At 67.8% G+C, this 26,026-nt stretch carries 23 protein-coding genes and 1 riboswitch; of the genes, 13 read left to right on the forward strand and 10 right to left on the reverse strand.

Annotation, left to right across the window (positions count from 1 at the left end):
• Positions 1–61: 61 nt before the first annotated feature.
• Positions 62–2,701 (reverse strand): TonB-dependent receptor, encoded by a 2,640-nt coding sequence (locus RI032_RS06465; RefSeq protein ID WP_099560182.1) that lies wholly within the window; start codon positions 2,699–2,701, stop codon positions 62–64.
• A gap of 191 nt (positions 2,702–2,892) precedes the next feature.
• Between RI032_RS06465 and queD the strand changes: the two genes are divergently transcribed.
• Both queD and RI032_RS06475 read left to right on the forward strand, forming a co-directional pair.
• Positions 2,893–3,255 carry a 6-carboxytetrahydropterin synthase QueD gene (gene queD, locus RI032_RS06470; protein ID WP_010484089.1) on the forward strand — a complete coding sequence of 121 codons (363 nt, stop codon included), beginning with the start codon at positions 2,893–2,895 and terminating at the stop codon, positions 3,253–3,255.
• A gap of 116 nt (positions 3,256–3,371) precedes the next feature.
• A complete protein-coding gene (locus RI032_RS06475) occupies positions 3,372–3,719 on the forward strand; it encodes a phasin family protein (protein WP_019338007.1) in 348 nt (115 codons plus the stop codon).
• A 460-nt stretch (positions 3,720–4,179) separates the two neighbouring features.
• On the opposite strand, the gene asnB is transcribed toward RI032_RS06475, so the two are convergent.
• Complete coding sequence (asnB, locus tag RI032_RS06480) at positions 4,180–6,081, reverse strand: asparagine synthase (glutamine-hydrolyzing) (RefSeq protein WP_010484091.1); 1,902 nt, start codon at positions 6,079–6,081, stop codon at positions 4,180–4,182.
• Between the two features lie 349 nt (positions 6,082–6,430).
• Between asnB and RI032_RS06485 the strand changes: the two genes are divergently transcribed.
• A complete protein-coding gene (locus tag RI032_RS06485) occupies positions 6,431–7,120 on the forward strand; it encodes a winged helix-turn-helix domain-containing protein (RefSeq protein ID WP_010484092.1) in 690 nt (229 codons plus the stop codon).
• Entirely contained in the window at positions 7,117–8,463 is a 1,347-nt protein-coding gene (locus tag RI032_RS06490) for an ATP-binding protein (protein WP_197657314.1), read from the forward strand. The genes RI032_RS06485 and RI032_RS06490 overlap by 4 nt, the downstream gene beginning before the upstream one ends.
• Here the strand turns inward: RI032_RS06490 and RI032_RS06495 are convergent.
• Complete coding sequence (locus RI032_RS06495; protein ID WP_019338004.1) at positions 8,460–9,929, reverse strand: sensor histidine kinase; 1,470 nt, start codon at positions 9,927–9,929, stop codon at positions 8,460–8,462. The genes RI032_RS06490 and RI032_RS06495 overlap by 4 nt on opposite strands.
• Positions 9,926–10,645, reverse strand: a complete 720-nt coding sequence (locus tag RI032_RS06500) for a response regulator transcription factor (RefSeq protein WP_014035866.1) — start codon at positions 10,643–10,645, stop codon at positions 9,926–9,928. The genes RI032_RS06495 and RI032_RS06500 overlap by 4 nt, the downstream gene beginning before the upstream one ends.
• A 144-nt stretch (positions 10,646–10,789) precedes the next feature.
• Here RI032_RS06500 and msrB point away from each other — a divergent pair, with 144 nt between their 5' ends.
• From msrB to RI032_RS06520, 4 genes are all read left to right on the forward strand, one after another.
• Positions 10,790–11,362: a peptide-methionine (R)-S-oxide reductase MsrB gene (gene msrB / locus RI032_RS06505; protein WP_057503809.1), complete on the forward strand. Its 573-nt coding sequence runs from the start codon at positions 10,790–10,792 to the stop codon at positions 11,360–11,362.
• A 2-nt stretch (positions 11,363–11,364) separates the two neighbouring features.
• The gene (locus RI032_RS06510; protein ID WP_191863302.1) at positions 11,365–13,134 is read left to right on the forward strand and encodes a cytochrome c biogenesis protein DipZ; all 1,770 of its coding nucleotides are present in this window, start codon (positions 11,365–11,367) and stop codon (positions 13,132–13,134) included.
• 14 nt (positions 13,135–13,148) lie between these two features.
• Positions 13,149–13,886 (forward strand): peptide-methionine (S)-S-oxide reductase MsrA, encoded by a 738-nt coding sequence (gene msrA, locus RI032_RS06515; protein ID WP_010484097.1) that lies wholly within the window; start codon positions 13,149–13,151, stop codon positions 13,884–13,886.
• Positions 13,887–14,130: 244 nt separating this feature from the next.
• Positions 14,131–15,582 (forward strand): aminotransferase-like domain-containing protein, encoded by a 1,452-nt coding sequence (locus tag RI032_RS06520; protein ID WP_057503353.1) that lies wholly within the window; start codon positions 14,131–14,133, stop codon positions 15,580–15,582.
• Positions 15,583–15,660: 78 nt separating this feature from the next.
• On the opposite strand, the gene bioD is transcribed toward RI032_RS06520, so the two are convergent.
• On the reverse strand, positions 15,661–16,344 hold the full coding sequence (gene bioD, locus RI032_RS06525) for a dethiobiotin synthase (RefSeq protein ID WP_049453286.1): 684 nt from the start codon (positions 16,342–16,344) through the stop codon (positions 15,661–15,663).
• A gap of 68 nt (positions 16,345–16,412) precedes the next feature.
• On the opposite strand from bioD, the gene RI032_RS06530 reads away from it, so the two are divergent.
• Both RI032_RS06530 and RI032_RS06535 read left to right on the forward strand, forming a co-directional pair.
• Positions 16,413–16,895 carry a GAF domain-containing protein gene (locus tag RI032_RS06530; protein WP_004140850.1) on the forward strand — a complete coding sequence of 161 codons (483 nt, stop codon included), beginning with the start codon at positions 16,413–16,415 and terminating at the stop codon, positions 16,893–16,895.
• Positions 16,892–17,254, forward strand: a complete 363-nt coding sequence (locus RI032_RS06535) for a TfoX/Sxy family protein (RefSeq protein WP_049453288.1) — start codon at positions 16,892–16,894, stop codon at positions 17,252–17,254. Before RI032_RS06530 ends, RI032_RS06535 begins: the two co-directional genes overlap by 4 nt.
• Before the next feature lie 89 nt (positions 17,255–17,343).
• On the opposite strand, the gene RI032_RS06540 is transcribed toward RI032_RS06535, so the two are convergent.
• On the reverse strand, positions 17,344–17,922 hold the full coding sequence (locus RI032_RS06540) for a histidine phosphatase family protein (protein WP_049453290.1): 579 nt from the start codon (positions 17,920–17,922) through the stop codon (positions 17,344–17,346).
• A gap of 142 nt (positions 17,923–18,064) precedes the next feature.
• A riboswitch (cobalamin riboswitch) is annotated at positions 18,065–18,287 on the forward strand.
• 115 nt (positions 18,288–18,402) lie between these two features.
• On the opposite strand from RI032_RS06540, the gene btuB reads away from it, so the two are divergent.
• Positions 18,403–20,247, forward strand: coding sequence for a TonB-dependent vitamin B12 receptor (btuB, locus tag RI032_RS06545; RefSeq protein WP_057503354.1), 1,845 nt, complete (start codon positions 18,403–18,405; stop codon positions 20,245–20,247).
• 90 nt (positions 20,248–20,337) lie between these two features.
• Here the strand turns inward: btuB and gph are convergent, their stop codons facing one another.
• The 3 genes from gph to RI032_RS06560 all read right to left on the reverse strand — a co-directional run bounded on the left by gph (position 20,338) and on the right by RI032_RS06560 (position 22,788).
• Positions 20,338–21,006, reverse strand: a complete 669-nt coding sequence (gph, locus tag RI032_RS06550; protein ID WP_322548021.1) for a phosphoglycolate phosphatase — start codon at positions 21,004–21,006, stop codon at positions 20,338–20,340.
• Between the two features lie 64 nt (positions 21,007–21,070).
• Positions 21,071–21,862 carry a class I SAM-dependent methyltransferase gene (locus RI032_RS06555; protein ID WP_019338001.1) on the reverse strand — a complete coding sequence of 264 codons (792 nt, stop codon included), beginning with the start codon at positions 21,860–21,862 and terminating at the stop codon, positions 21,071–21,073.
• Positions 21,859–22,788, reverse strand: a complete 930-nt coding sequence (locus tag RI032_RS06560) for a LysR family transcriptional regulator (protein ID WP_010484105.1) — start codon at positions 22,786–22,788, stop codon at positions 21,859–21,861. Before RI032_RS06560 ends, RI032_RS06555 begins: the two co-directional genes overlap by 4 nt.
• Positions 22,789–22,896: 108 nt before the next feature.
• Here RI032_RS06560 and RI032_RS06565 point away from each other — a divergent pair, with 108 nt between their 5' ends.
• Together RI032_RS06565 and RI032_RS06570 are read left to right on the forward strand one after the other, a co-directional pair.
• Entirely contained in the window at positions 22,897–23,535 is a 639-nt protein-coding gene (locus RI032_RS06565) for an NAD(P)-dependent oxidoreductase (RefSeq protein ID WP_019337999.1), read from the forward strand.
• Between the two features lie 91 nt (positions 23,536–23,626).
• On the forward strand, positions 23,627–24,538 hold the full coding sequence (locus RI032_RS06570) for an MBL fold metallo-hydrolase (protein WP_053442471.1): 912 nt from the start codon (positions 23,627–23,629) through the stop codon (positions 24,536–24,538).
• A 313-nt stretch (positions 24,539–24,851) separates the two neighbouring features.
• Here RI032_RS06570 and dinB read toward each other — a convergent pair whose 3' ends face one another.
• Positions 24,852–25,946 carry a DNA polymerase IV gene (dinB, locus tag RI032_RS06575; protein ID WP_043398884.1) on the reverse strand — a complete coding sequence of 365 codons (1,095 nt, stop codon included), beginning with the start codon at positions 25,944–25,946 and terminating at the stop codon, positions 24,852–24,854.
• Positions 25,947–26,026: the final 80 nt, after the last annotated feature.

The following is a 26,026-nucleotide window of genomic DNA, read 5'->3' on the forward strand; positions in this document are numbered from 1 at the left end:
GAACACAACGGCAGACAGTCGCGCGGCCGGTCCCTTCAGGTGACCGGCCGCGGCGGATGGATCAGAAGCGGTAATCGAAGCCCAGCGTGAAGTAGCGGCCACGCAGGTCGTACTGGCTGAAGTCGTACGGCGCGCGGATGCCCGGGAACGAGGCGTCGTACGGCGGCGTCTTGTCGGCCAGGTTCTGGACTTTTGCGTACACGGTCAGCTTGTCGATGCCGGTGTAGGCCAGGTACAGGTCGTACTGGCTGTAGCTGCCGACGCGCTGCTGCACGGCCTTGGCGGCGGTGCTGGCTTCCTGGCGGTAGCTGCTGGTGTAGTACCAGGTCACGGCGGCGTTGAAATCACCGTACTTCCAGTCCAGCGTGGTGGTGGCCTTGTCCTTGGGCAGGGTCGCGCCCAGGTTGCTGCCGGCGTAATCCACCAGCGGGCCGCCGACCACGGTCGGGCGGCGGTAGTCGCGCACGTGGGTGTAGGCCGAGGACACGGTGAAGTCACCCAGTGCTGCGGTCGGGATGCGCTGGCGCAGCTCGACGTCGATGCCCGAGGTCTTCAGCTCGCTCAGGTTCTGGTAGCGGTTGTAGACCGCCTGCAGCTTGCCGCGTTCATCGCGCTGCACCGCGCCGGCCACGTTGTCGTTGACCAGGGTCTGGGTGTTGTTGGTGCCAACCAGGTTGTCCAGCTGGATGCGGTAGTAGTCCACGCTCAGGTTGGTGTTGGCCCACGGCGACAGCACCACGCCGAAGTTCACGCTCCTGGTGCGCTCGGGCTTCAGCGCGTTGTTGCCGACGGTGAAGAAGGTCGGGTTCTGCCGCGAGCCCGGCACGTCAGGATCACGCGGATCGACCACGCTGCCGTAGGCGATGCTGGTGCTGTTGGAGTTCTCCGACAGCGACGGCGCACGGAAGCCCTTCGAGGCCGATGCACGTACCAGCAGGAAGTCCAGCGGCTGCCAGCGCAGGCCGATCTTCGGCGAGAAGGCATCGCCGAAATCATCGTAATGGTCGGCACGCGCGGCGGCGGACAGCTCCAGCGTCGAGGCCAGCGGCACGTTCACTTCGGCATAGGCCGCACTGACCTGGCGCTTGCCGTGCACTTCGGCGATGGCCGGGCGCACCTGCAGGCCGGCATCGATCTGCCATGGGTTGTTGGAATCAAGCTTCTCGCGGCGCCACTCGGCACCGGCAGCGAAGCCGATCTCGCCGGCCCAGGTGTGGCCCAGGCTGCCGGAAATCTTTGCATCGATGCCCTGCAGCTTGGATTCGGCCGGACGCAGCGTGGCGATGTTGATCGAGTCGCGCACCGACTGCGGCGTCGCCGCCGGGTTGAGCAGGTTGTAGCTGCCCGTGGCCAGCGCATCGGCCAGCGCCCAGCGGTTGGCGAAGCCGCCGGACACGCTCTCGCGTTCGCTGCTGCGCGCACCGAATGCAGCCACTTCCCAGTCCCAGTTGGCGGTGGTGCCGCGCAGGCCGAACACGCCGCGATAGGCCGTGGATCGGTTGGTCTTGATGGTGCCGCCAAGGTCGAAGAACGTGTACTCGATCGGGATCGCACGGCCGTACGGGTTGTACGGATTGTTGGCCGGCAGCAGCGACGACACCGGCTCGGCCAGGCCGCTGTTGGCGTTCAGTGCGAAGCGGCCGCTTTCCAGGGTGAAGAACGGGCTGCTGCCGAACCACGCGGCGCTCTTGATCTGGCTGTACAGCACTTCGCCGAAGGCCTCGACGTTGTCGTTCAGGCGGAAGGTGCCGTTGGCATAGGCCTGGTAACGCTTGGTCGAGGGGATCAGCGTGGTGAACGGCGCCTGGTTGAAACCGCAGGTGTCACCGGACAGGCCATCAATCGGCGCGCTGGCAACGCGGGTGGTGCCGGCCGGGCAGTTGCCGTTGGCGTCGAGCATCGGTACCGACACGCCGTTGACCAGGTAGCGCGCACCCTTGGCCGACCAGCCGTTCCAGCGGCCACCCGGCTTGTCGGTGTAGATGCCGCTCCTGGTCAGGTTGCGTTCGTCCTGGTCCAGGCGCTCACGGTTGTACCCCTGCAGGCTGAAGAGGATGTTGTAGCCATCGGTGTCGAGATCACCCAGGCCGCCGACGAACTTCAGGTTCTGCTCGTGCAGGCCGCCCTGGTCGGCACCGCCGAAGCTGCCGCCGATCTCGGCGCCTTCGAAGTTCTGCCGGGTGATGATGTTGACCACGCCGGCCACGGCATCGGAGCCGTACACCGCCGAGGCGCCGTCCTTGAGCACTTCGATGCGCTCGACGGCCACCAGCGGCAGCGCGTTGAGATCGACGAAGGTGTCGGACAGGCCACCGGCCGGGAAGCCGTAGTTGGCCAGGCGGCGGCCGTTGAGCAGCACCAGCGTGTTCTTCTGCGACAGGCCGCGCAGGCCGATGCCGGCCGAGCCCGAGGCCCAACCGTTGTTGGTGGTTTCGTTGCTGGCGTTGCCGGTGTTGGCCGAGATCGAACGCAGCACATCGGCCACGGTGGCCTTGCCGGTCTGTTCCAGCTGCTGCCGGCCGATCACCTGCACCGGGTTGGAGGCCTCGGTGTCGGTACGCTTGATGTTGGAACCGGTGACGCGCACGGCGGCCAGGGTGCTGGCTTCGCCACTGGCGTCGGCGGAGGTTTCGGCGGCGGCAGGCAAAGGCGCGGCCAGAGCGACGGCCAGGGCCGCCACGAGCAGGGTGTGCTTGGGCATGACGATGTGGGGAGGTGGTAAGGACGACGAAGTTCCGCAGTAGTCCATGCCTGGCCGGGGTCCGGCCAATAACATCTCTTCATACGGATATAAGAGAAACTATCATCTCTTCATCCGGATGGAAAGAGTCACTTCACGAAAGGCCAACATCCGCTCAGGATGGCCGGCCACCTGCGGCGTACAATCGCGCCATGGAAATCTTCAAAGTCTTCATGCTCGAGGCGGCGCACCGCCTCCCCAACGTGCCGCCGGGGCACAAGTGCGCGCGCCTGCACGGCCACTCGTTCCGGGTGGAACTGAAGGTCGAGGGCGAGCCGGGTGCGCAGACCGGCTGGATCATGGACTTCGGCGACGTGAAGGCGGCCTTCCAGCCGATCTACGACCGCCTGGACCATCACTACCTCAATGACATCCCCGGCCTGGAGAATCCGACCAGCGAGAACCTGGCGGTGTGGATCTGGAACGAACTCAAGCCCAGCCTGCCAGCGCTGAGCGAGATCACCGTGCACGAAACCTGCACGTCGGGCTGCCGCTACCGCGGCCCCGAGATCTGATCAACCCATTGATCTGAAAGGTTTTTCAAAGGCGCCTTGGGCGCCTTTGTTATTTTTGTTGCAATGCGGCATCAAGGGCGTATGCTGCAATGCATCAAGCCACTTCCTGATGCCCCATGGCCGCCGCCTTCAGCGATCGCTTCAGTGATGCCACCCGCCAGCTCGCCGCCGCGGCAACGCGCGCGAACCGGTTGGCGTTGGAGAACGCGGAAAGCATGTTCGGCGTGCAGCTGAAGGTAATGGAGCGCAACCTGACCGCGACCAGCGGTTGGCTGGGCGAACTGGCCCGCAGTGAAGACGCGGCCGGTACGCTCTCCAAGGGCGCGCAACTGTGGCAGGACAACCTGCAGCGGCTGGGTCAGGCCCAGCAGGACATGGTCGGGCTCGGCCTGCAGGCCAGCAAGGCCTGGTCCGAACTGGCACAGGGCTACAACGAATCAACGGCGGACGCGAACAACCACTGACGCGACGCAACGCTCATTGCGTGGGTCCCTCCCCCCACGCAATCCGGACCCGGCAGATCCCTCCCTCTGCCGGGTCTTTTTTTGCCCGTTGTCTGGATTCAAGAGCGCTTCCTCGTCTGGATTTCCTGCGAGCTGATGGGCCCCGCCGGGGCGGGCAGGGGCCTGGGCAAATGTCCCCCGGCGCCGGTCGTTGGCCGTCACCTCCTCCTTTACTTTGCCCAGGCCCCTGCCCGCCCCGACGAGGCTCGGCTTACGGCAGCTAAAGCTCAGTGCTCATGGCAACTTTTCAATGAGGCACCGACGAACTCCGAACGCAGGGCGGAGGCCCTTGCGTACGAAGTAAAGGGGGAGGTGACGGCCAACGGCCGGCGCCGGAGGACATTCGTACGCAAGGGTCTCCGCCCTGCGCCACGCAGAACGAATCCGCCACACGCCACGCAGAACACACCGCAAAGGAACCTCAGCGCCCGCGACCACCGTGCCAGTGCTGGTGCCACGCCTGGAACATCAGCACGTTCCACAGGTGCGTGTGCCACTTGCGCTCGCCGCGCAGGAACGCTTCCCAGATACCGCGCACGCGCGCCGCATCGAAGCAGCCCTGGTTGCGCAGCAGCTGCGGATCCAGCAGCGCCTCCGCCCAATCGCGCAGCGGGCCTGCCAACCAACGTGCCATCGGCGGACCGAAACCGCGCTTGGGGCGGTACACCAGCGGCTCGGGCAGGTAGCGTGCCAGCAGGTGCTTGAGAATCCGCTTGTGCTCGCCGTCGTGGTACTTCAGATGCTGCGGCAGGCGCCAGGCCAAGCGCACCACCTCCATGTCCAGCAGCGGCGCACGCGTTTCAACGCCCGCTGCCATGCCGGCACGATCGACCTTGGCGAGAATGCCCTCGGCCAGGTCCATGCGGAAATCCAGCAGCTGGATACGCGCCTCAGCCGGGAGCGCAGTGTCCTGCTGCTGGAAGATCGTGATCGGTTCGCGCGCGCCCAGCACCACCTGCGCCGGCTGGCGCCAGCGGGTGACCCGCTGCAGGTAATGCCCTTCCACATCGTTGGCAGCGACCTCGGCCACCAGCGCACGCCAACCGCCGAGGCGGCCACGCTCCACGTTCATGCGGTTGCCGCTGCGCCGTGCCAGGTCGCGCACCCAGTCCGGCAGGCCACCGCACAGGCGTGCATTGCGCAGCGCGCGGCCATAGCTCGGGTGACCGAAGAACAGCTCATCGCCGCCGTCACCGGTCAGCGCCACCGGCTTGCGCGCACCCAGCAGTTCACTGGCCAGCAGGGTCGGCAGCTGCGAGGCATCAGCGAACGGCTCGCACCAGACCTGCGGCAGCCGCTGCAGCAGGTCCAGGCCCTGCCGCGCATCCATCCGGTGCAGATGATGCTGCACGCCCAGATGGCGCGCGACCTGCGAGGCCCAATCGCTTTCGTCATGGCCGGGATCGTCGAAACCGACCGTCCACGCCTCGATCGGCAAGGTCGATTGGGCCTGCATCATCGCGGTCACCAGCGACGAGTCGGTGCCGCCGGACAGGAACGCGCCACACGCCAATGGCGAATGCATGCGTGCGGCAATGGCCTTTTGCAGTACGGCTTCCAGCTGGTCGGTGGCCTGTTCCAGGCTCGGCGTCGGCTGCAGGGGCTCCTGCAGCGCACGCTGCATCGCATCGCGTGCACACCAGTAGCGCGTCCCCCCTTCCGTCGCCTGGCTGGAACCGCCGGCAGCGTGGTCATCCAGATCGACGCGCAGCATCGCGCCTGCCACCAGCTTGTGGATGCCCCGGTAGATGGTGTGCGGCGCCGGCACATAGTCGTGGCGCAGCAGCAGGCTCAGCGCATCCTGGTCGATGCTCGGCGCGAAGCCGGCGAAGGCCTGCAGCGCCTTCATTTCCGAGGCGAACAGGAACTGGCCCTGGAACCAGCCGTAGTACAGCGGCCGCTCACCGACCGGATCACGCGCCAACCACAACGCGCGCGACTCACGGTCCCATACGCTGAAACCGAAGGCGCCTTCGACACGCGACAGCGCGCGCTCCACGCCCCATTCAACGATCGCCTGCAGCAGCAGCCGAGCATCGCTGCAGCTGCGCGGCAGATCGCGCAGCTGCGCCTGCAGGTCGCCACGGTTGTACAGCCGGCCGTCCAGGCACAGCACGTAACGGCCGCAGTCCGAGCTCAGCGGCTGCAACGGCGTATCGGTGGGTGCCCGGCAGTGGCCCAGCGCGAGGCCGGCCTCGGCGTCGGTCCAGTAGCCGATGCGGCCCCGGCCGCGCTGCTGCAGGGCGCGCAGCATCGGCGCCAGCTGCTGCAGCAGCTGTTCGTCCTCGGCGGGGGGCAGCCAGGCGCCGACCACGCCGCTCATCGGGCACCTCCGCAGCGGCAGCGGCGGGACGGGTTCAGCAGGCAGGGGGCGGCGGGCGACATGGGAACGGCACGCGGAGCGGAGGAGACTCCATGCTCGGCGCCGCACCTGCCCCGCGTCAGTCGCTTTGCTGTCAGCGATGGTCACCAGACGTATCACGAAGGTAACGTTTTGTAACGGCAACAAGCTATGCTGGACGCCAAGTTGTTGCCAGGCCTGAGGCCCGGCCCGCGCGCCAGCAACCCCGGCTGAATGGCGCCCGCCCCCTGGACCCGGGTGGCCCGAAGGCTGGGATAGCATCGCCGCGCTCGTGCCGTGGCGGTACGTATGCCCCACGGAGGCCTTGAAAATGCTGGATATCGTACTGGTCGAAGACGATGCCCGCCTGGGTACGATGGTCAGCGACTATCTGCAGCGGCATGGCTACCAGGTGGCCCATGAGCGCAGTGGTGAGCGCGCGGTGGCCCGGATCCTGGCCGAGAAGCCGGCCCTGGTCCTGCTCGATGTCGGCCTGCCCGACCAGGATGGTTTCGAAGTGTGTCGGCAGATCCGGCCCCACTATGACGGCATCATCTGTGTGCTGACCGCCCGCACCGACAACATCGACCAGGTGCTGGGACTGGAGCTGGGGGCCGACGATTACATCGGCAAACCCATCGAACCGCGGGTGCTGCTGGCCCGCCTGCGTGCGCACCTGCGCCGCCATCGCCGGGTCGAACCGCGCGACGGCAGCCTGCGCTTCGGCGAGCTGAACATCGACCCGTCCACCCGCAATGTGCACCTGCAGGGCGGCCTGTTGGAGCTGACCACGGCCGAGTTCGACCTGCTGTTCCTGCTGGCCAGCAACGCCGGCCAGATCCTGGACCGCGATGCACTGCTGCGCGGCCTGCGTGGCATCGCCTTTGATGGCCTGGACCGTTCGATCGATGCACGCATCTCGCGCCTGCGCCGCAAGCTGGGCGACAACCCTGAACAACCGGAGCGGATCAAGACCGTGCGTGGACGCGGCTACCTGTTCAGCCGCTCGGCATGGGGATGAAGCGCACGCCTTCGGCGATGCGCGGCCACGCCTTCCACTTCCTGCGCTACGGCATCGGCTTCCTGGTCGCCCACCTGCTGCTGATCGTGCTGGGCCTGTGGGCCTGGGATGCGCTGCTGGAAGACCGCACCGAAGCCAGCCTGCTGGCCGAGATGCGTGGCACCCATGCGCTGCTGCAGCAACGCTTCGCGGAAACACCGCGCGAGCAATGGCCGGCGCTGGCACGCGGGCTCGACGCCGACTTCGCCTATGCCCTGCGGATGGTGCCGCTGGCAGACGCGGAAAAAGAGCTGTCGGCCAGCCAGCGACCGCCGCTCAACAACGGCCGGGTGCAGATCGACCTCGAACACATGCGCAGCCTGCAGCGGATCGGTGACAGCGACTATGCCGTGATGCTCGGGCCACTGGACGAAGCACTGCCCGATGAGGGGTGGCAGGACAGCGAAGTGTCCGGCGTGGCGATCCTGCTGCTGATCCTGATGGTGGCCGTGGCGCTGCCGATGTACGTGATGGTCTACCGCCTGTGGCGCGACGTCTCGCAGCTGGCCCAGGCCGCCCGGCAGATGCGCGACGGCCAGCTGGACACGCGCGCGCCACGCGCCGGCACCGCGCTGGTGCGGCCGCTGGCCAATGCCTTCAATCACATGGCCGAGCAGCTGCAGCAGCTGCTGGAAAGCCAGCGCGTGCTGGCCCAGGCGGTGGCACACGAGGTCCGCACGCCGCTGGCACGGATGCGCTTCGGCCTGGCCGACCTGGAGGACACTGCGCTGGACGAGATACAGCGCGACGCGCTGGGCGGCCTGCGCACCGATGTCGATCGGCTGCAGCACCTCACCGACGCCGGCGTCGAGTACGCCGCACTCGGTCGCTGTCACCAGCTGACACGCCAGCGCCTGCAGTTGGCGGCACTGGTGCGCGGCGTGGTGGCCCAGTTCGCGCCGCTGCCGATGCCCGTGCAGCAGGCGCTGTCGCCGGCAGGGCTGGTCAACGTCAACCGGCACATGCTGGAACTGGCGTTGCGCAACCTGCTCGGCAATGCCCTGCGCTACGCGCGGCGGCAGATCCGCATCGCCAGCACCGTCAACGATGGCTGGCTGTGCCTGCAGGTGGAGGACGACGGCCCCGGCATCGCGCCCGAACTGCGCGGCCAGGTGCTGCAACCCTATGTGCGGTTGGATCCGGGCAGCCCCGGTTTCGGCCTCGGCCTGGCGCTGGTGCAGGTGGTGGCCGACAAGCATGGCGGCCACGTTGAAGTGATCGACTCCGAACTGGGCGGTGCCTGCATCCGCCTGCACCTGCCACTGGAAAGCGGCGGTGCCGTGGAGAGCGAGACGACCTGCTAGACCGCCGGTTCCGCGCGCGGCAAGGCAAACACGAACAGCGCACCCCGCTCGCTGTCGCGCAGTTCGATCCGGCGCCCATGCAGCTGCACGATGCGCTGCACGATCAGCAAGCCGAGGCCACCGTTGTCACCGCGTCGTGCGCCCAGCGCGGCCGGCGCCTGGAACAGCTGCGCACGCAGCGCGGGGGCTACGCCGGGGCCGTCGTCGGCAACACTCACCTCCACGCTGTCCGGCGTCGCGCGCAGGCACACCTCGATCCGGCCACCCTCCGGCGCATGCCGCAACGCGTTGTCGAGCAGGTTGGTCAGCACCCGCTCGACCAGGCCCAGATCGGCACGCACCAGCGGCAGGCCCGGCGGGAACCCGGCGTGCAGGCGCTGGTTGCGCGCCTGCGCGGCCAGCTCGAACTTCTGCAGTACGTCCTGCAGCAGTTCCGGCAGCGCGAACACTTCCCACTCCAGGCGCACTTCGCCATGTTCCAGCCGCGCCAGCTCGAACAGTGCACGCGCAAGCCGACCTACCTTGGCACTCTGCGCCAGCGCGATACCGAGGTAGCGGCGGCGCTCATCCGGCGACAGCGTGGCGTCCTTCAATGCCAGCGTTTCCAGATAGCCGTGCAGTGACGACAACGGCGTACGCAGGTCATGGGAGATGTTGGCGACCAGCTCGCGGCGCTGCAGGTCCTGCTGGCGCAGCTGCTGCCATTGCTCTCCCAGCCGCTGCGCCATCTGTGCGTGCGCGTGTTCGAGGATCACCAGTTCGTCGCGCTCGCCGGGGCGCAGCGGCTCCGGCGGCGGCAATGGCGTGGGTGCGTCGATGTCGAACGCCTGGATGCGCCGGGTCAGCCGTCGCAGCGGGCGGGTCACCCAGTAGAACGCCACCAGCCCGGCCAGCAGGCCCAGGCTGCCGACCAGCACCACCGACCACCAGGTGGTGTTCCACTGGCTGCCGGCGGCAAGATCGTCGGCCAGCATCTGCCGGTGCTCGCCGACCAGCACCACGTACACATAGCCGGCCTGCCGGCCCTGCACGATCAGCGGTGCTGCACTGAACACCTTGCGCCCATCCGCACTGCGCGGGTCATCGCCCAGGATCGGCAACGGCGCACCGGCCAGCAGGCGGCGCAGTGGCGCCACGTCCACCCGGTTGCGCACCAGGTGCCCACTGGGCGCATCGTGGCCGAGGATGCGGCCCTGGTCGTCCAGCAGGTAGACCTCGACGCTGGGGTTGACCGCCATCAACTGGCCGAACAGCGCGCGCACCGCGGCGTCGCGCATGCCGCTGGTATCCATCAGCTCGCTGCGCTGGGCGATGTGCTCGGCCAGGCCCAGCGACAGCCGCTGCACCACCTCCTGCTCGTGGCGGGTGTTGGCACGCATCTGCAGTGCCAGCAGCGCCATGCAGCACATCAGCATCAGCGCGGCGATCACCGCTGCCAGCTTCTGCCACAGGTTCGGCTTGATCATGCCGCCGCCCCGGCCGGGTCGACCAGCTTGTAGCCGCGCCCCCACACCGTCAGCAGCCGCCGCGGATTGGCCGGATCGGGCTCGATCTTGCTGCGCAGTCGGTTGATGTGGGTATTGACCGTGTGTTCGTAGCCATCGTGCTGGTAGCCCCAGACCTGGTTGAGCAGTTCCATGCGTGCGAACACCTGGTCTGGATGGCGGGCGAAGAACAGCAGCAGGTCGAACTCGCGCGGGGTCAGCTCCAGCGCGTTGCCGTCCACCGAGGCGGTGCGTGCAACCGGGTCCAGCTGCAGCCCACCCAGCTCGATCGCGCCGGCATCGATGCGTGCGCTCTGCGCCATCGCCTCGGCGCGGCGCAGCAATGCGCGCACCCGTGCCACCAGTTCCGGCATCGAGAAGGGCTTGGCCAGGTAGTCGTCCGCGCCTAGTTCCAGGCCAACGATGCGCTGCGTTTCGCTGCCGCGCGCGCTGATGATGATGATCGGCACATAGCGCGCCATCGCGCGTGCACGCTGGCAGACCTGCAGGCCGTCCACGCCGGGCAGCATCACGTCCAGCACCAGCGCATCCCACGGACCATCCTGCTCAAGCAGGCGCAGGCCGGCATCGCCACTGGCGGCATGGGCGACGTCGTAACCCTCATCGCCCAGATGCATGCGCAGCAGGTCGGCGATGTGGGCATCGTCTTCAACGATCAGCACGCGTTTGGTCGACATCGGCAGCTCGGGGCCAGTGGGGAGGCTGGCTGCATTGTGGCGCGGGACGGCCGCCGATACCTCACGAAAAATTGAATCCTGCGTGAGGATTCGTTGACCCGGGCGGGCGCAGCATGGCCCCGTCGCCCCTTCCCGGAGTACGCCATGTCCCTGTCCCGCCGCCATCTGCTGGGCCTGGGCGGTGTTGCCACCGCCGCCGGCCTGTTCGGCCTGGGGGCCTGCAGCCGCGCCGCCCCGGCGGCCGCCGAAGCGCGCCCGTCGCGACAGTTCGAGGTCATGCACAGCGATGCACAGTGGCGCCGGCAGCTGACCCCGGCGCAGTACGCCGTACTGCGCCAGCAGGCCACCGAGCGCCCCTACAGCAGCCCGCTCAACAAGGAACACCGCCAGGGCACCTTCGCCTGCGCCGGTTGTGCGCTGCCGCTGTTCTCCTCGTCCACCAAGTTCGAGAGCGGCACCGGCTGGCCCAGCTTCTGGGCGCCGCTGCACAACGCCATCGGCGAAGACCGGGACGTCACCTTCGGGATGCTGCGGGTGGAGGTGCACTGCCGCCGCTGTGGCGGCCACCTCGGCCATGTGTTCAACGATGGTCCGCGCCCGACCGGGCTGCGCTACTGCATGAACGGTGCGGCGATGGTGTTCGTTCCCGGCGCCACGGATGGCACCGCCGACGGCTGGCGGGTGCCGGTCGGTTCTTCCCCTGCTTCCGGAGCCTGACGATGCTGCTGTTGCTGCTTGCCTACCTCGGGGGCGCGCTGACCCTGCTCAGCCCCTGCATCCTGCCGGTGCTGCCGTTCGTGTTCGCGCGTGCCGACCGCCCGTTCCTGCGCAGCACGCTGCCGTTGCTGCTGGGCATGGCACTGACCTTCACCGTGGTCGCCAGCCTCGCCGCCGTGGGCAGCCAATGGGTGGCGCAGGCCAACCAGGTTGGACGCTGGATCGCGCTGCTGCTGATGGCGTTGTTCGCAGTCGCCCTGCTGTGGCCACGACTGGCCGACCATCTGCTGGCACCGTTCCAGCGGGTGGGCGCACGGCTGAGCGCGCGCGCCGATGCGGCCGATGCCGCCGGGCGTGGCGGCGCGTGGACCTCGCTGCTGATCGGCATCGCCACTGGCCTGCTGTGGGCACCGTGCGCCGGGCCGATCCTCGGCCTGGTGCTGACCGGCGCCGCCCTGCACGGTGCCAGCGTCGGCACCAGCACCCTGCTGCTGGCGTATGCGCTGGGCGCGATCACCGCGCTGGCACTGGCGGTGTGGGTGGGCGGTCGTGTGTTCCGTGCGCTGCAGGCGCGGCTTGGCCTTGGCGACGCACTGCGCAAGGTGCTGGGCGTAGCCGCACTGCTGGCGGTGGTGGCGATTGGTCTGGGCTGGGATACCGGCCTGCTCACCCGTCTTTCGACGGTCAGCACCGCACGCATCGAGCAGGGCCTGCTGGATGCGGTACCCGGCGCGCAGCCGGCCGCACCGCCGATGATGATGATGGCCGGTGCCAACGCCGCAGCCGATGCACCGCTGCCGGTGGAAGGCACCCTGCCCGCGCTGGACGGCGCCACCGGCTGGCTCAACAGCCCACCGCTGACGGCCCAGCAGCTGCGCGGCAAGGTGGTACTGGTCGATTTCTGGACGTACTCCTGCATCAACTGCCTGCGCGCGATGCCGTTCGTGCACGAATGGGAACGCCGCTACCGTGACCACGGCCTGGTGGTGGTCGGCGTGCACACGCCGGAGTTCGCTTTCGAACGTGACCCGCGCAATGTGATGAAGGCCGTGCAGCAACTCAAGGTCGAGTACCCGGTAGCGCTCGACAACCAGTACACGATCTGGCGTGCGTTCAACAACCGCTACTGGCCGGCGCAGTACTTCGTCGACGCGCAGGGCAACATCCGCGGCCACCAGTTCGGCGAAGGCAACTACGCGCGCTCGGAACAGATGATCCGTCGACTGCTGACCGAAGCCGGACAGACGAATCTGCCACCACCGGCCGATCCCGCTGCCGCCGACCTGAAGGGCGTGGCCGCGCAGGCCGACATGGGCAATCTGCGCTCACCGGAAACCTATCTGGGCCACGCCCGCGCCGAGCAGTTCGCCTCGCCCGGCGGGCAGCGCAACGATGCGGCATTCGACTACACCTTGCCGGCCACCCTGGCGTTGAACCAGTGGGGACTGTCGGGGCGCTGGACCGTCACCGACGAGGCTGCGCAGTTGCAGCAGGCCGGTGGCCGCATCGCCTTCCAGTTCCATGCGCGCGACCTGCACCTGGTGCTGGCGCCGACCCAGGAAGGAAAGCCGGTGCGCTTCCGCGTGTTGTTGGACGGCAAGCCACTGCCTGCCGCCGATGCCGGCAGCGATGTCGGTGCCGATGGCAGCGGTGTGGTCAACGAGCACCGCCTGTACCAGCTGGTGCGCCAACGCGGCACGGTCGGCCCGCACCGCTTCGAGATCGAGTTCCTCGACGCGGGCGTGCAGGCCTATGCCTTCACCTTCGGTTGAACCGGGAGGACACGATGAAACTCTCCTTTGAACAGGGCATCGCCGCCGGTGTTGCAGGTCTGGTGGCCACGGCATTGATCGCCGGTGTGCTACTCGTTGACCACGGCGCCATCGCGGCACCGCTCGAAGCCAGCGCGCAGACCCAGGCACTACCGGCACCCACGGGCGACGCCGCGTTCCGCGATGACGCCCCCCACGCCAGCGTGGTGTTCGCCGGTGGTTGCTTCTGGGGCGTGCAGGGTGTGTTCCAGCACGTCAAAGGCGTGAGCAATGCGGTGTCCGGCTACATCGGTGGCAGCGGCGCCGATGCACGCTACGAGCGCGTCAGTAGCGGACGTACCGGTCACGCAGAAGCGGTGAAAATCGACTACGACCCGCGCCAGGTCAGCTACGGGCAGCTGATGCAGGTGTTCTTCTCGGTAGTGCACGACCCGACCCAGCTCAACCGCCAGGGGCCGGACCACGGCAGCCAGTACCGATCGGCGATTTTCACTGACGACGCACGCCAGCAGGCTGCCAGCCGCGCCTACATTGCCCAGCTCGGCCAGACCGGCAGCTACCGCGCGCCGATCGTCACCCAGCTGGTCAGCGGCCAGCACTTCTACCCGGCCGAGAGCTACCACCAGAACTACATGACGAACTACCCGCAGGCGGCCTACATCCGCTACTACGACGCACCGAAGCTGGCCGCGCTGGGCAAGCAGTTCCCGGCGTTGTACCGGCGCGATGCGGCGCTGGTGCCGATGCGCTGACGGCATTTCCCCTAGGGCTGATCGATGCTCGGCGCTGCTCTTCTGTAGAGCCGAGCCCATGCTCGGCTGCCGTTGGCGGAGGTACAGCCGAGCATGGGCTCGGCTCTACACACAAAAAAAAAGACGCACGGCCATCCAGCCGTGCGCTTGGGAAGTATCGGCCGCGCCCCGATCAGGCCCGGCCGACAACGACATGCTAGTCTCGCCATCATCATGGGTACAGCACCAGATGGCGGGAAATTCGATGGATACAGATGACCAGAGCGCGATGATCCCACCCCGCTACCAACGGCTGTCCGACGAACTGGCCGAGGCCATCCACGGCGGCCGGCTTCCAGTAGGCAGCCGCCTGCCCTCGCTGCGGCAGATGGCCCTGCAGCGCAGGCTCAGCCTGAACACGGTGATTGCCGCCTATCGCCAGCTGGAAGATGCCGGCCTGGTGATTCCGCGGCCCAAGGCCGGTTTCGAGGTGGCGCCACGACTGTCGGTGCCGGAACGTTCGCTGCGTGACACCCCGTCCGCGCCCACCGCACCACTGCAGCAGGTACTGATGGCCCGCGTGCTGGAAGCACAGCGCCGCCCGGGCGTGATCGACCTGGCCTTCGCCGGCCCGCGCGGTCGCCAGTTCTACCCCGGCGCGCAGTTGGCCAGGCACACCGCGCAGGTACTGCGCCATGGCCAGCAGACGGTGGAGACCTACGCGCGCCCGAATGGTTCGCCGCGGCTGCTGGCGCAGATCGTGCGCCGTGGTCCGCGCATGGGCCTGCACACCCACGCCGAGCGCCTGCTGCTGACCCACGGTGCAATGGAAGCGCTGCAGCTGGCGTTGCGTGCAGTCACCCAGCCAGGTGATGCGGTGGGCATCGAGGCGCCGTCCTACTTCAACCTCTACCCGTTGTTGGCCAACCTGGGCCTGCAGGCCATCGAACTGCCCACCCACCCGCAGCACGGGCTCGACGTGGATGCGCTGGATGCGCTGCTCGAGCACACGCCGCTGGCCGCACTGGTGGTGATGCCGACCGTGCACAACCCGCTGGGCTGCACCATGCCGACAGTGGCCAAGCAACGCCTGGCAGAACTGGTCAACGCGCGCCAGCTGCCACTGATCGAAGATGCGGTGTATGCCGAGCTGCAGTTCTGCGAACCGCCGGCGCCCTTGCTGAAGGCCTTTGATCGCGACGGCTGGGTGATGGTGGTCGGTGGTTTCTCCAAGACGCTGGCGCCGGATTACCGCATCGGCTGGCTGGATGGCGGCCGCTTCGCCGAGCGCATTGCGCTGCTGAAATTCCAGTCCACCGGTGGCGAGCCGCAGCTGCTTGGCGACGCGGTGGCGGCCTATCTGGAAGCGGGCAGCTACGAGCACCACCTGCATCGCATGCGTCGTCTGTATCGCGAACAGGTGGGGCGGCTGCGCCAGCTGGTGGCCGAACATTTCCCGCCCGGTACCCGCGCCACCGAACCACAGGGCGGGTTCCTGCTGTGGCTGGAACTGCCGGGCGTGGATACGCGCGAGCTGTTCGAGCGTGCACTGCAGGAGGATATCGTGTTCATGCCCGGCCAGGTGTATTCGCGCGGCGCGCGCTACCGGCATTGCCTGCGGCTGTCGTGCTGCCAGACGCTGGATGCGCGCTTCATCGGCGCGGTGGAGCGGCTGGGTGCGATTGCGCGGGAGCTGGCGGCGCGTCAGCTCCTGTAGAGCCGGGCCTACGCTCGGCTGCCCTTCGCCAATGGTCCCCGCTGAGCCGAGCATGGGCTAGGCTCTACAGGAAGCAGGTCAATCGAGCAGGTGCGTGCTCAGGATCTGGCCATCCGCCCCCGGAAGATGCGGCAGCCGCCCCCAGCACGGCATCGGCAGGCGCTGCCGCAGCGTGGCGAAGTTTTCATCCTGCCGCTGCATCGCCGGGTCGATGTGGTTGCCGATCCAGCCCAGGCACTCCACGCCGCTGGCCTGCAGCGACTGCGCGGTCAATCGCGCGTGGTTGACGCAGCCCAGCCGCATGCCCACCACCAGCAGCACCGGCAACTTCAGCGCGCGCACCAGGTCGAGCTGATCCAGCGTGGCCGAGACCGGCGCCAGCCAACCGCCAACACCCTCCACCACGACGATATCGGCCTTCGCGCGCAGGCGTTCGAACGCGGCCACGATCGGCGCCAGCGCCACCTGCACGCCGTCCTCGGCAGCGGCCAGCTCCGGTGCCAGCGGCTGCCGCAGCGCATAGGGATTCAGGTCGGCATAGTCCGGCACCGGCCAGCTGGCCGCCTGCAGCGCCAGCGCGTCCTCGTTGCGCAGGCCCTGCCCCAGATCCTCGCTGCCGCTGGCCACGGGCTTCATGCCCACCGCGCGCAGGCCACGCTGGCGCAGTGCATGCAGCAGCGCGGTGCTGGCCGCGGTCTTGCCGATTTCGGTGTCGGTGCCGGTAACGAACAGGGCGGGCGGCAGCGTAGCGGGCAACGGCATCGATGGGCTCCAACAGGGCAACAGTGCGTGCATTATCGCCGGCCCGGCGCGCTTGCTAGACTGCAGGCATGTTCGCCAATGCCTCGCTCACCGGCAGCAAGCCGGAACAATACGCCCAGCTGCTGGAACAGGCCCGTGGCCTGGTCTACGCCGAGTCCGACCGCATCGCCAACGCGGCCAACCTCTCGGCACTGGTCTACCACGCCCTGCCCGACCTGAACTGGGTGGGCTTCTACCTGTACGACGGCAAGGAGCTGGTGGTCGGCCCGTTCCAGGGCCTGCCGGCCTGCGTGCGCATTCCGCTGGACAAGGGCGTGTGTGGTGCCGCCGCCAGCCAGCGCGTGACCCAGCGCGTGGACGACGTCGATGCCTTCCCCGGCCACATCGCCTGCGATTCTGCCTCGCGTTCGGAGCTGGTGGTGCCGCTGCTGCGCGGTGATGAACTGATCGGCGTGTTCGATATCGACAGCCCGAAGGTCGGACGCTTCGATGCCGACGACCAGGCCGGCCTGGAAGCCATCGCCCGCGTGTTCGTCGAGGCGCTGGGATGAGCGCACCGAAGCTGCGCAACATCGGCCCGAAAAGTGCCGCGTGGCTGCGCCAGGTCGGCCTGCGCAGCCGCGAAGACCTGGTTGCGATCGGTGCCGTGGGCGCCTTCGTCAAGGTCAAGCGCGCGGGCTTCAAGCCCAGCCTGAACCTGCTGTATTCCCTGGAAGGCGCGCTGCTGGACTGCCACTGGCAGGAACTGAGCGAGCCGCAGCGCGATGCGCTGGTGCAGGACTATGAAGCGCGCATCGCCGCGCATCCGCTGAAGGCGGCCGGCCCGGCGTCGGGCCCGGTACATGAGCAGCGCTTCGATGCCGACGATGACGCTGAAGACAGCGTTGCCGAGGGCGCGGACGAGGATTGAGCCGCGCCCTTCTGTAGCGCCGAGCCCACGCTCGGCTGGCTTTTCTGATCGAAATGCAGCCGAGCATGGCTCGGCTCTACAAGAGCAGATCAGGGCTGCTGCAGCTCCAGCAGCTCGCCCACCAGCCCGACCTCACCGCGTTCCAGCCACACCCGCAGCCGCGTGCCGTGGTCGATGCGCAGGGCCCAGCACAACGACATTGGCAGGCCGCAGACCTGCGACAGCACCATGCGCAGCGGGCCACCATGGCTGACCACCAGCGTCGGCACCGGATCGTCCTCATCGAGCAGGCGATCGAGCGCGCGCGCGATGCGCCGTTCAAAGTGGCCCCAGCTTTCGCCGTTGGGCGGCGGGAATGCATGCGGATCGGCGTGGAAGGCCGCCAGTGCATCCTCCGGCAGGTCGAACAGCGACTGCCCGTCCCAATCGCCGAAATCCAGCTCTTCCCATTCCTCGTCCGCTTCCACGTCCAGCCCACGCGGGGTGGCCAGGGCCATCGCCGTGTGCAGCGAGCGCAGCCGTGGCGAACTGATCACCCGCTCCCAGGGCTGCGCGGCGTAGGCGTCGACCAGTTCCTGCGGCAGGCGGGCCAGCTGCGGTGGATCGCTGCGGCCATCGAGGAACTCATCGCGACCGTTGCCGGCATGGCGGACCAGGTCGAGGATCATGCGCGCGTCCTGTACAGGCGACGCGGGAACAGCGGAAAACAGGCGGACATCGGCAACGGCACCACGGGATCAAGGGGCCATTCTAAAGGCACGGCAAAGGCAGTCGAGCACGCGCGGCGCTACGGGCCGCCTGCGATGCCGTAGACTGCGCGCACTTCCAGGTGACCTGCGGCCGTGGCCGGCAGGTTGAAACGGGAAGCCGGTGACGCGTGATTCCACGCCAGGCCGGCGCTGCCCCCGCAACGGTAAGCACGTCAGTTCCAGGCAACACCGCCACTGTGCCGCAGGCATGGGAAGGCGCCTGGACGGTGGCCCCAGGCCACCCGGCGGCAAGCCCGGAGACCGGCCCGGAAGCCTCAGGTCGCGATGCGGTGGGCATGGCGCTGGATGACCGCAGCCTGCGCTGCGGCGTCGGCGCATGCCTGCCTTCGCGGCTCCTCCCCTTCGCCACGCGGGCGTGCGTGGCACCTGGAGTCCCCCATGAAGCTGCAGTCCCGAATGCTGTCCCTGGCCGTGCTGGCCACCCTGCCCGCGCTGGCCCAGGCCGCCGATGACACCACTGCGCTCGACCAGATCCTGGTCACTGCCACCCGCACCCCGATCGCGCTGCAGGACAGTATCGCGCCGGCGCAGGTGATCGACCGCGCGCAGATCGAATCCAGCCAGGCCACCTCGCTGCAGGAGCTGCTGCGCGGCCGCGCCGGCATCAACCTGACCAATGCCGGCGGCCTCGGCAAGCAGAGCTCGCTGTTCCTGCGCGGCACCAACTCGGGCCACACCGTGGTGCTGGTCGACGGCGTGCGCATCAACAGTGCCGACCTCGGCCTGGCCATGTACCAGGACCTGCCGCTGGCGCAGATCGAGCGCGTCGAAATCGTTCGCGGCCCGCAGTCCAGTCTGTACGGTGCCGACGCCATCGGTGGCGTGATCCAGATCTTCACCCGTCGCAACCAGGGCGATTTCGCTCCGCACTTCCAGCTCGGCGGCGGCAGCAACGGGCTGCGCGAAGCCAGCGGCGGCATTGGTGGCGGCACTGAGCGCGGCTGGTTCGGTGCCGACATCGCCTACCAGCATTCCGACGGCATCGATGCCTGCCGCGGTTCTTCCTCGGTGTTCACCGCGGGCTGCTTTGCCGACGAGCACGACCGCGACGGCTACCGCAACCTGTCCAAGAGCCTGCGCGGCGGTTACAGCTTCAACGACCAGTGGAACGTGGAAGGCAGCGCACTGCGCGCCGATGGCAAGAACCATTACGACGGCTACTACAACTACTCCGAGACCCGCCAGCAGGTGCTGGCCGGCAAGGTGCGCTACACCCCGTCGGAGCGCCTGGCGTTCACCGCCAACGTCGGCCGCAGCGACAATGAATCCGACAACTTCGGCGCACCGGGGGTGTTTGGCAGCGCGCAGACCCATCGTGACAGCGCCTCGCTGCAGGGTGACTTCGGTGTGGCCGAGGGCCAGCTGCTGAGTGCCGGCGTGGACTGGAGCGAAGACAATCTGGACGGCAGCAGCGCCGGGTATCTCGTCGACAGCCGCCGCAACACCGGCGTGTTCGTGCAGTACCAGGGCCGCTTCGGCCGCCACCAACTGCAGGCCAGCGCCCGCAACGACGACAACCAGCAGTTCGGCAACCACGCCACCGGCAGCGTTGGCTGGGCGATGGAACTGGGCCACGGCCTGCGCGTCAACGCCAGCTACGGCACCGCGTTCAAGGCACCGACCTTCAGCGACCTGTACGACCCGTGGAGCGGCGTGCCGACGTTGAATCCGGAGAAGTCCAAGAGCGCCAACCTCGGCGTTTCGCAGCAGGGCCAGGGCTGGCACTGGGGCATGGATGTGTACGAAACCCGCATCGATGACCTGATCACCTACGATGCGTCCACGATGAAAATGCAGCAGGTGGAGAAGGCGCGCATCCGTGGTGCCGAGCTGACCGGTGGCGTGCTGCTGGCCGGCTTCGACATCAACGCGCAGCTGAGCTACACCGACCCGCGCAACCGCACCCACGGCAGCACCCAGTTTGACAACTGGCTGCCGCGCCGTGCACAGCAGACTGCGCGCCTGGACATTGACCGTCGCTTCGGCGATTTCCGCGCCGGCCTGACCGTACAGGGCGCGGGCAAGCGCTTTGACAACGCCAGCAACTCGGTGAAGGTTGGCGGCTACGGCACGCTGGACCTGCGCACCGAGTACGCGCTGACACCGGAGTGGTCGCTGCTGGCGCGTGCCGCCAACGTTTTCGACCGCAGGTATGAGACGGTGGCGTGGTTCAACCAGCCGGGCCGTGAGTACCAGTTGAGCGTGCGTTACCAGCCGAAATGAGGAAACGCGCCGGGCATTCCCGGCGCTTTCTCTGTAGAGCCGAGCCCATGCTCGGCTCAGGCAGCAAAGCAGCCGAGCATGGGCTCGGCTCTACACCGGGACGCCGGCGGCCAACCCCGGCAATTCACGCAGATCGTCGATCACCGCCACGGCATGCGCGGTGGCCATGTCCAGGCCGCGCGGGTAGCCGTAACGCACCAGCGCGATCGGCATGCCTGCATCTTCGGCGGCGCGGTAGTCGGTCAACGAATCACCCACCATCAGGCAGGCATCCACCGGCAGCCCGAAGTGCGCAGCGATGTGTCGCAGCGGTTCGCCACTGGGCTTGCGCTGCGGCAGCGAATCGCCGCCCAGTATCAGCGCGAACGCATCACCGATGCCCAGGTGCTGCAGCAGCGGTGGCACCAGCGCTTCGGGCTTGTTGGTGCAGATCGCCAGCGGCACGTTGCGTGCACGCAGTTGCGCCAGCGCTTCACCCACGCCATCGAACAGGCGCGGGCTGCGCAGCAGGCATTCGCGGTAGTGCACCATGAAGACCGGCATGACCTCGGCCAGGTCGACTTCGCGGCCGGTGGCATGCACGGCCTGTTCGACCAGGCGGCGCACACCGTCGCCGATCCAGCCCAGCACCGTGGCTTCCGGTACGCGTGACACACCGATGCCCTCCAGCGTGCGGTTCAGCGCTTCGGCGATATCAGCTGCGCTGTTGACCAGCGTGCCATCAAGGTCGAACACGACCAGTGGATACGGATACGACAAGGGACGGCACCTGCATGACGTGGGGCCGTCCATTGTACGCCGCTGGTTTTTGCACCGATCCGCCTCAGCCGATCCGGCGCGCGCGGGTAGCCAGGAACGTGGGCAGGTAACGGTCGATCAGGAAACGCGGCTGCGGCTGCCAGTCCTCCATGAAGCGATCGATGATGAAGCCGGCATCCAGCTGGCCACCGATCAGTTCGGTCAGGCTGTGGCCGAAGGTCAGTGCATCGCCCCGTGCCAGCTTCGCCTCGCGCTCGGCTGGCGGCAGGTCTTCCAGGTCCGAATAGGGAATGGCGTACTGCGGCCGGATCAGGCCCTGTGCATCCAGCTGCGGATCGCGCGCACCGACGAACAGCACCGGGTTGTAGAAGCTGGCCATCAGCATGCCATCGCGTGCCAGCACACGGCGGCATTCGGTCCACACCGGGCGCACGTCAGGCACGTACAGGTTCGAGATCGGGTGGAACACCACGTCGAAACTGTCGTTGGCGAACACGTGCAGATCGCGCATGTCACCCTGCACGGTGCGCAGCTGCAGGCCATCGCGCGCAGCGACCCTGCGGTCCTGTTCCAGCTGCCCGTCGGACAGGTCGAACACGGTGACGTCAGCGCCCGCAGCGGCCAGCACCGGTGCCTGCTGGCCACCGCCCGAGGCCAGGCACAGGATGCGACGGCCGCGCACATCACCCATCCAGTCCAGCGGCAGCGCGCGGGGCGTCAGGTGCACCTGCCAGCGGCCTTCGCGCGCGGCGGCAATCGTTGAACTTTCCACCGGGCGCGACCATTCGCGCACTTCGCTGGCCTGGCGGTCCCAGGCAGCACGGTTGTGGTCGATCAAGGCCTGTCCATGGTTCATGTGTTCTCCTTGCCCGGTGGGCGCCAATCCAGATCCTGGAAGGCCGGGCTGGCGAAACACTCGCCCAGGAAATCCAGGAATCGCCGCATGATAGCGGGCTGCTGGCGCCGTGACGCGTACACGGCATGAATGCCGAGTTCGTCCAGGCTGAATTCGGGCAGCAGTTCGATCAGCTCGCCACTGCGCAGCAGCGGCGCCACCTGGTAGGTCGGCAGCATGGCGATACCGGCACCGGCCCGCACCGCCTCCAGCAGCAGCGAGGCCTCGTTCGCGCTGATGTTGCCGCCCACCGCCACCGACAGCGAACGTCCATCGCGGTGCAGCTGCCACAGGCTTTTACCGACGTAATGGTGGGTCAGGCAGTTGTGCGCGGCCAGGTGCTCGGGGGCGGTCGGCGTGCCACGCGCCTGCAGGTAGGACGGCGTCGCGCACAACACCGAGCGGCAGGTGGCCAGGCGCCGTGCGATCAGGCTGGGGTCGATCTGGCGCGCGATGCGCACGGCCAGGTCCACCCGCTCTTCCACCAGGTTCACCGTGCGGTCGACCAGCAGCAGCTCGATGCGTGCCGCCGGATGGCGCGCAACGAAGCCGGCCACGGCCCGTGCCAGGTGACTCTGCCCGAATGAGACGCTGGCGGTCACCCGCAGCGTTCCGTGCGGCTCGGGATCATCACTGGCCAGCTCGCCCTGCAGTTCTTCGCCGATCGCCAACATCTGCCGGAAGCGCGCCAGCGCCGCCTCGCCGGGGCCGGTCAGGCTGATCCGGCGCGTGGTCCGGTGCAGCAGGCGCGCACCCAGCCACCCTTCAACCTCGGCCAGGTAGCGGGTGACCATCGCCCGCGACATGTCCAGCACCTCGGCAGCGGCGGTGAGGCTGCCGCGCTCGGCGACCTCGACGAACACGGTCATGGCGGTCAGTCGGTCCATCTGCTCGATTCATGCAACAAACAAGCGCGTTATACGCTGTTTTTCGATCAACTGCAGCAGCCTAGAGTGGCCCCATTCCCACCCCACACCACCCCACGGAGTCCTGCCATGAAAATCGCCCTCGTTGGTTCCACCGGCAACATCGGCCGCCAGATCGCCCGCCACGCGCTGGCCCGCGGCCACGAACTCACTGTCATCGTGCGCAGCGCGCAGGACCTTCCGGCTGAACTGGCCGGTGCGCATCCGGTGGTCGCCTCGCTGGACGACCTGGATGCGCTGGTCGCCGCCATTGCCGGCCACGACGTGCTGGCCAGTGCCTATGGCCCGCGCCCCGGCGATGACATCGGCCGTGTGGGCGAGGTCGCCGCGCAGCTGGCCGCCGCCGCACGCAAGGCCGGTGTACCGCGCCTGGTGGTGGTCGGTGGTGCCGGTAGCCTGGAAGTCGCGCCCGGCGTGCAGCTGGTCGATACCCCCGACTTCCCGGAGGCCTACAAGCCGTACGCGCTGGCCCATCGCGAGGCGTTCAACCGCCTGCAGGCAGTGGACGACCTGGACTGGACCTTCTTCTCGCCGGCCGCAGAAATCGGCCCGGGCGAAGAGCGCGGCCAGTACCGCGTGCAGCCCAAAGCGTTCCTGGCCGATACCAGCGGCCACAGCCGCATCAGCTACGCCGACTATGGCGCGGCGTTCGTCGCCGAGCTGGAAGCGCACCAGTACCCGAAGCAGATCATCACCGCCGCGTACTGATCCAGCTACGCCCCTTGTAGAGCCAAGCCCACGCTCGGCTCTACGCGAATATGCAGCCGGGCATTGGCCCGGCTCTACACAAGGAATTCCCATGCGTACCGCTGCCCTGCTGCTTCCCCTCGCCCTGGCCGCCAGCTTCACCAGTGCGCCGCTGATGGCCGCATCGGCCACCCCGGTGCCGGCCACGGCAACGAAATCCCAGCTGCACCTGCAGACCTTCCATCCCGGTCCGCAGGCAATGTTCTCGGTGTCCTCGGTGCTGATCGAAGGCCGCCACGACGCGATCCTGGTCAATGCGCAGTTCGGTGCCAGCGACGCGCGCAAGCTGGTCGAGCTGATCCGCGCCAGCGGCAAGCAGCTGACCACGATCTACATCAGCCACGGCGATCCGGACTACTACTTCGGCCTGGCCACGCTGCAGGATGCGTTCCCGAAGGCGCGCATCGTCGCTACCGCGCAGACCGTTGCCCACATCCAGCAGACACAGGCCGGCAAGCTGGCCTACTGGGGCCCGAAGATGGGTGCCGACGTGCCGGCCCGCATCGTGGTGCCGCAGGTGCTGGATGGCGATGCCCTGCAGCTGGAAGGCCAGCGCCTGCCGCTGATCGGCCTGGACGGACCGACCCCGGACCGCACGGTGCTGTGGGTGCCGTCGCTGCGTGCGATCGTCGGTGGCATTCCGGTGGTGGCGGGCGAGCACGTGTGGATGGCCGACACGCAGACGCCGAAGTCGCACACCGACTGGCTGCAGACCCTGCAGCGGTTGCAGGCGTTGAAGCCGAAAGTAGTGGTACCGGGGCATTACGCACCGGGTGCCGCACTGGATTCGAGTGCGCTGCGCTTCACCGCAGATTACATCCGCGCGTTCGATGCCGAGGCGGCGAAGGCCAAGGACAGTGCGGCACTGGTGAAAGCAATGCAGTCGCGCTACCCGAAGCTGGATGGCGTCGCATCGCTGGAGCTGAGTGCGAAGGTGGCCAAGGGCGAGATGCAGTGGCCATGAGGTAGGGAGTTTTCTTTTGCAGGGCTGCGCCCTGCACCTGCTCAATGCAACGGCAACAGCCGAAGCAACAGCAAAAGCTGGTCTCCTGAGGGTTGGCGGGGTGGGTCCGGTTGCGGGGGGCGCTGCAAGTACGTCCATGTAAGCTCGGTCGCCGCATCCATGCGGCTCACGCCCCCGCAACCGGACCCACCCCGCCTTCGACAGTTTCCCGCTATCTGTCGGAACCTGCTGCTGATGGTGGGTGCCGACCGTTGGTCGGCACGGGGTCAGAGCCCGTTGCTGCGCAACGGGCTCTGACCCCACTGTTTGATGATTAGGTATCTGTGGGTTTGTTCATGTCGTGCTCGAACAATTCCCCCTGCACCACCGGCTCCTTCTCGCGGAAGCCGCCGAGCCCGACGCCGACCAAACGGTAACGGGTCTCCGCCGGCAGGTCGACGCGGGCGCGCAGGGCCAGTGCGATGTCGCGCAGTTCTTCCATCGATTCCGGTGGGCGCTCCGGGGTGAAGCTGCGGGTGAGGATGCGGAACTGCGCGGTCTTCAGTTTCAGCACCACGGTGTGGCCGACGCGTTCGGTCTTGCGCGTGGCCTTCCAGGTCTTCTCCGCCAGCTGCACGATCGCTTCGCCCAGGTCTTCCAGCGGCAGGTCTTCGGCGAAGGTGTCCTCCGAGGAAATCGACTGCACCTGCTGGTCCGGCTCCACCGGCCGCTCGTCGATGCCGCGTGCACGGTTGTACAGGCTGCGGCCGAAGCTGCCGAATGCTTCTTCCAGGTCGATCAGCGCCCACTGCCGCAGATCGCCGCAGGTGACGATGCCGCGCGCGGCAAGTTTTCCTTCCATCACCTTGCCGACGCCGGGCACCCGGTTCACTGGCAACGGCTGCAGGAACGCGTCCACCCGCTGCGGGGGGATCACGAACTGGCCATCAGGTTTGCGCCAGTCCGAGGCGATCTTGGCCAGGAACTTGTTTGGCGCGATGCCAGCTGAAGCAGTCAGGTTCGTTTCCTCGCGGATCTGCGCGCGGATGGTGCGGGCGATGTCGGTGGCCAGTTCGATGCCGCTCTTCGGCTCGGTCACATCGAGGTAGGCCTCGTCCAGCGACAACGGTTCGACCAGGTCGGTATGCCGCAGGAAGATCGCGCGCACCTGCTGTGACACCGCCTTGTAACGTGCGAAGTCCGGCGGCACGAAGATCGCATCCGGGCACAGGCGCTCGGCACGCACGGCGGGCATCGCCGAACGCACGCCGAACACGCGTGCCTCGTACGAGGCCGCGCACACCACCGAACGCGCGCCACGCCATGCCACAACCACCGGCTTGCCGCGCAGTGACGGATCGTCGCGCTGCTCCACCGACGCGTAGAACGCGTCCATGTCGACGTGGATGATCTTGCGCAGTCGGGTCATGTCAGGCGGAAAGGGCGGGGGCGTGCCGGACGGGCCACACGCCGAAGTATGGTCGTTGCACATCAACAGGATGCGCGTAT

The sequence above is a fragment of the Stenotrophomonas geniculata genome, assembly GCF_034508895.1.
GTDB lineage: Bacteria > Pseudomonadota > Gammaproteobacteria > Xanthomonadales > Xanthomonadaceae > Stenotrophomonas > Stenotrophomonas geniculata.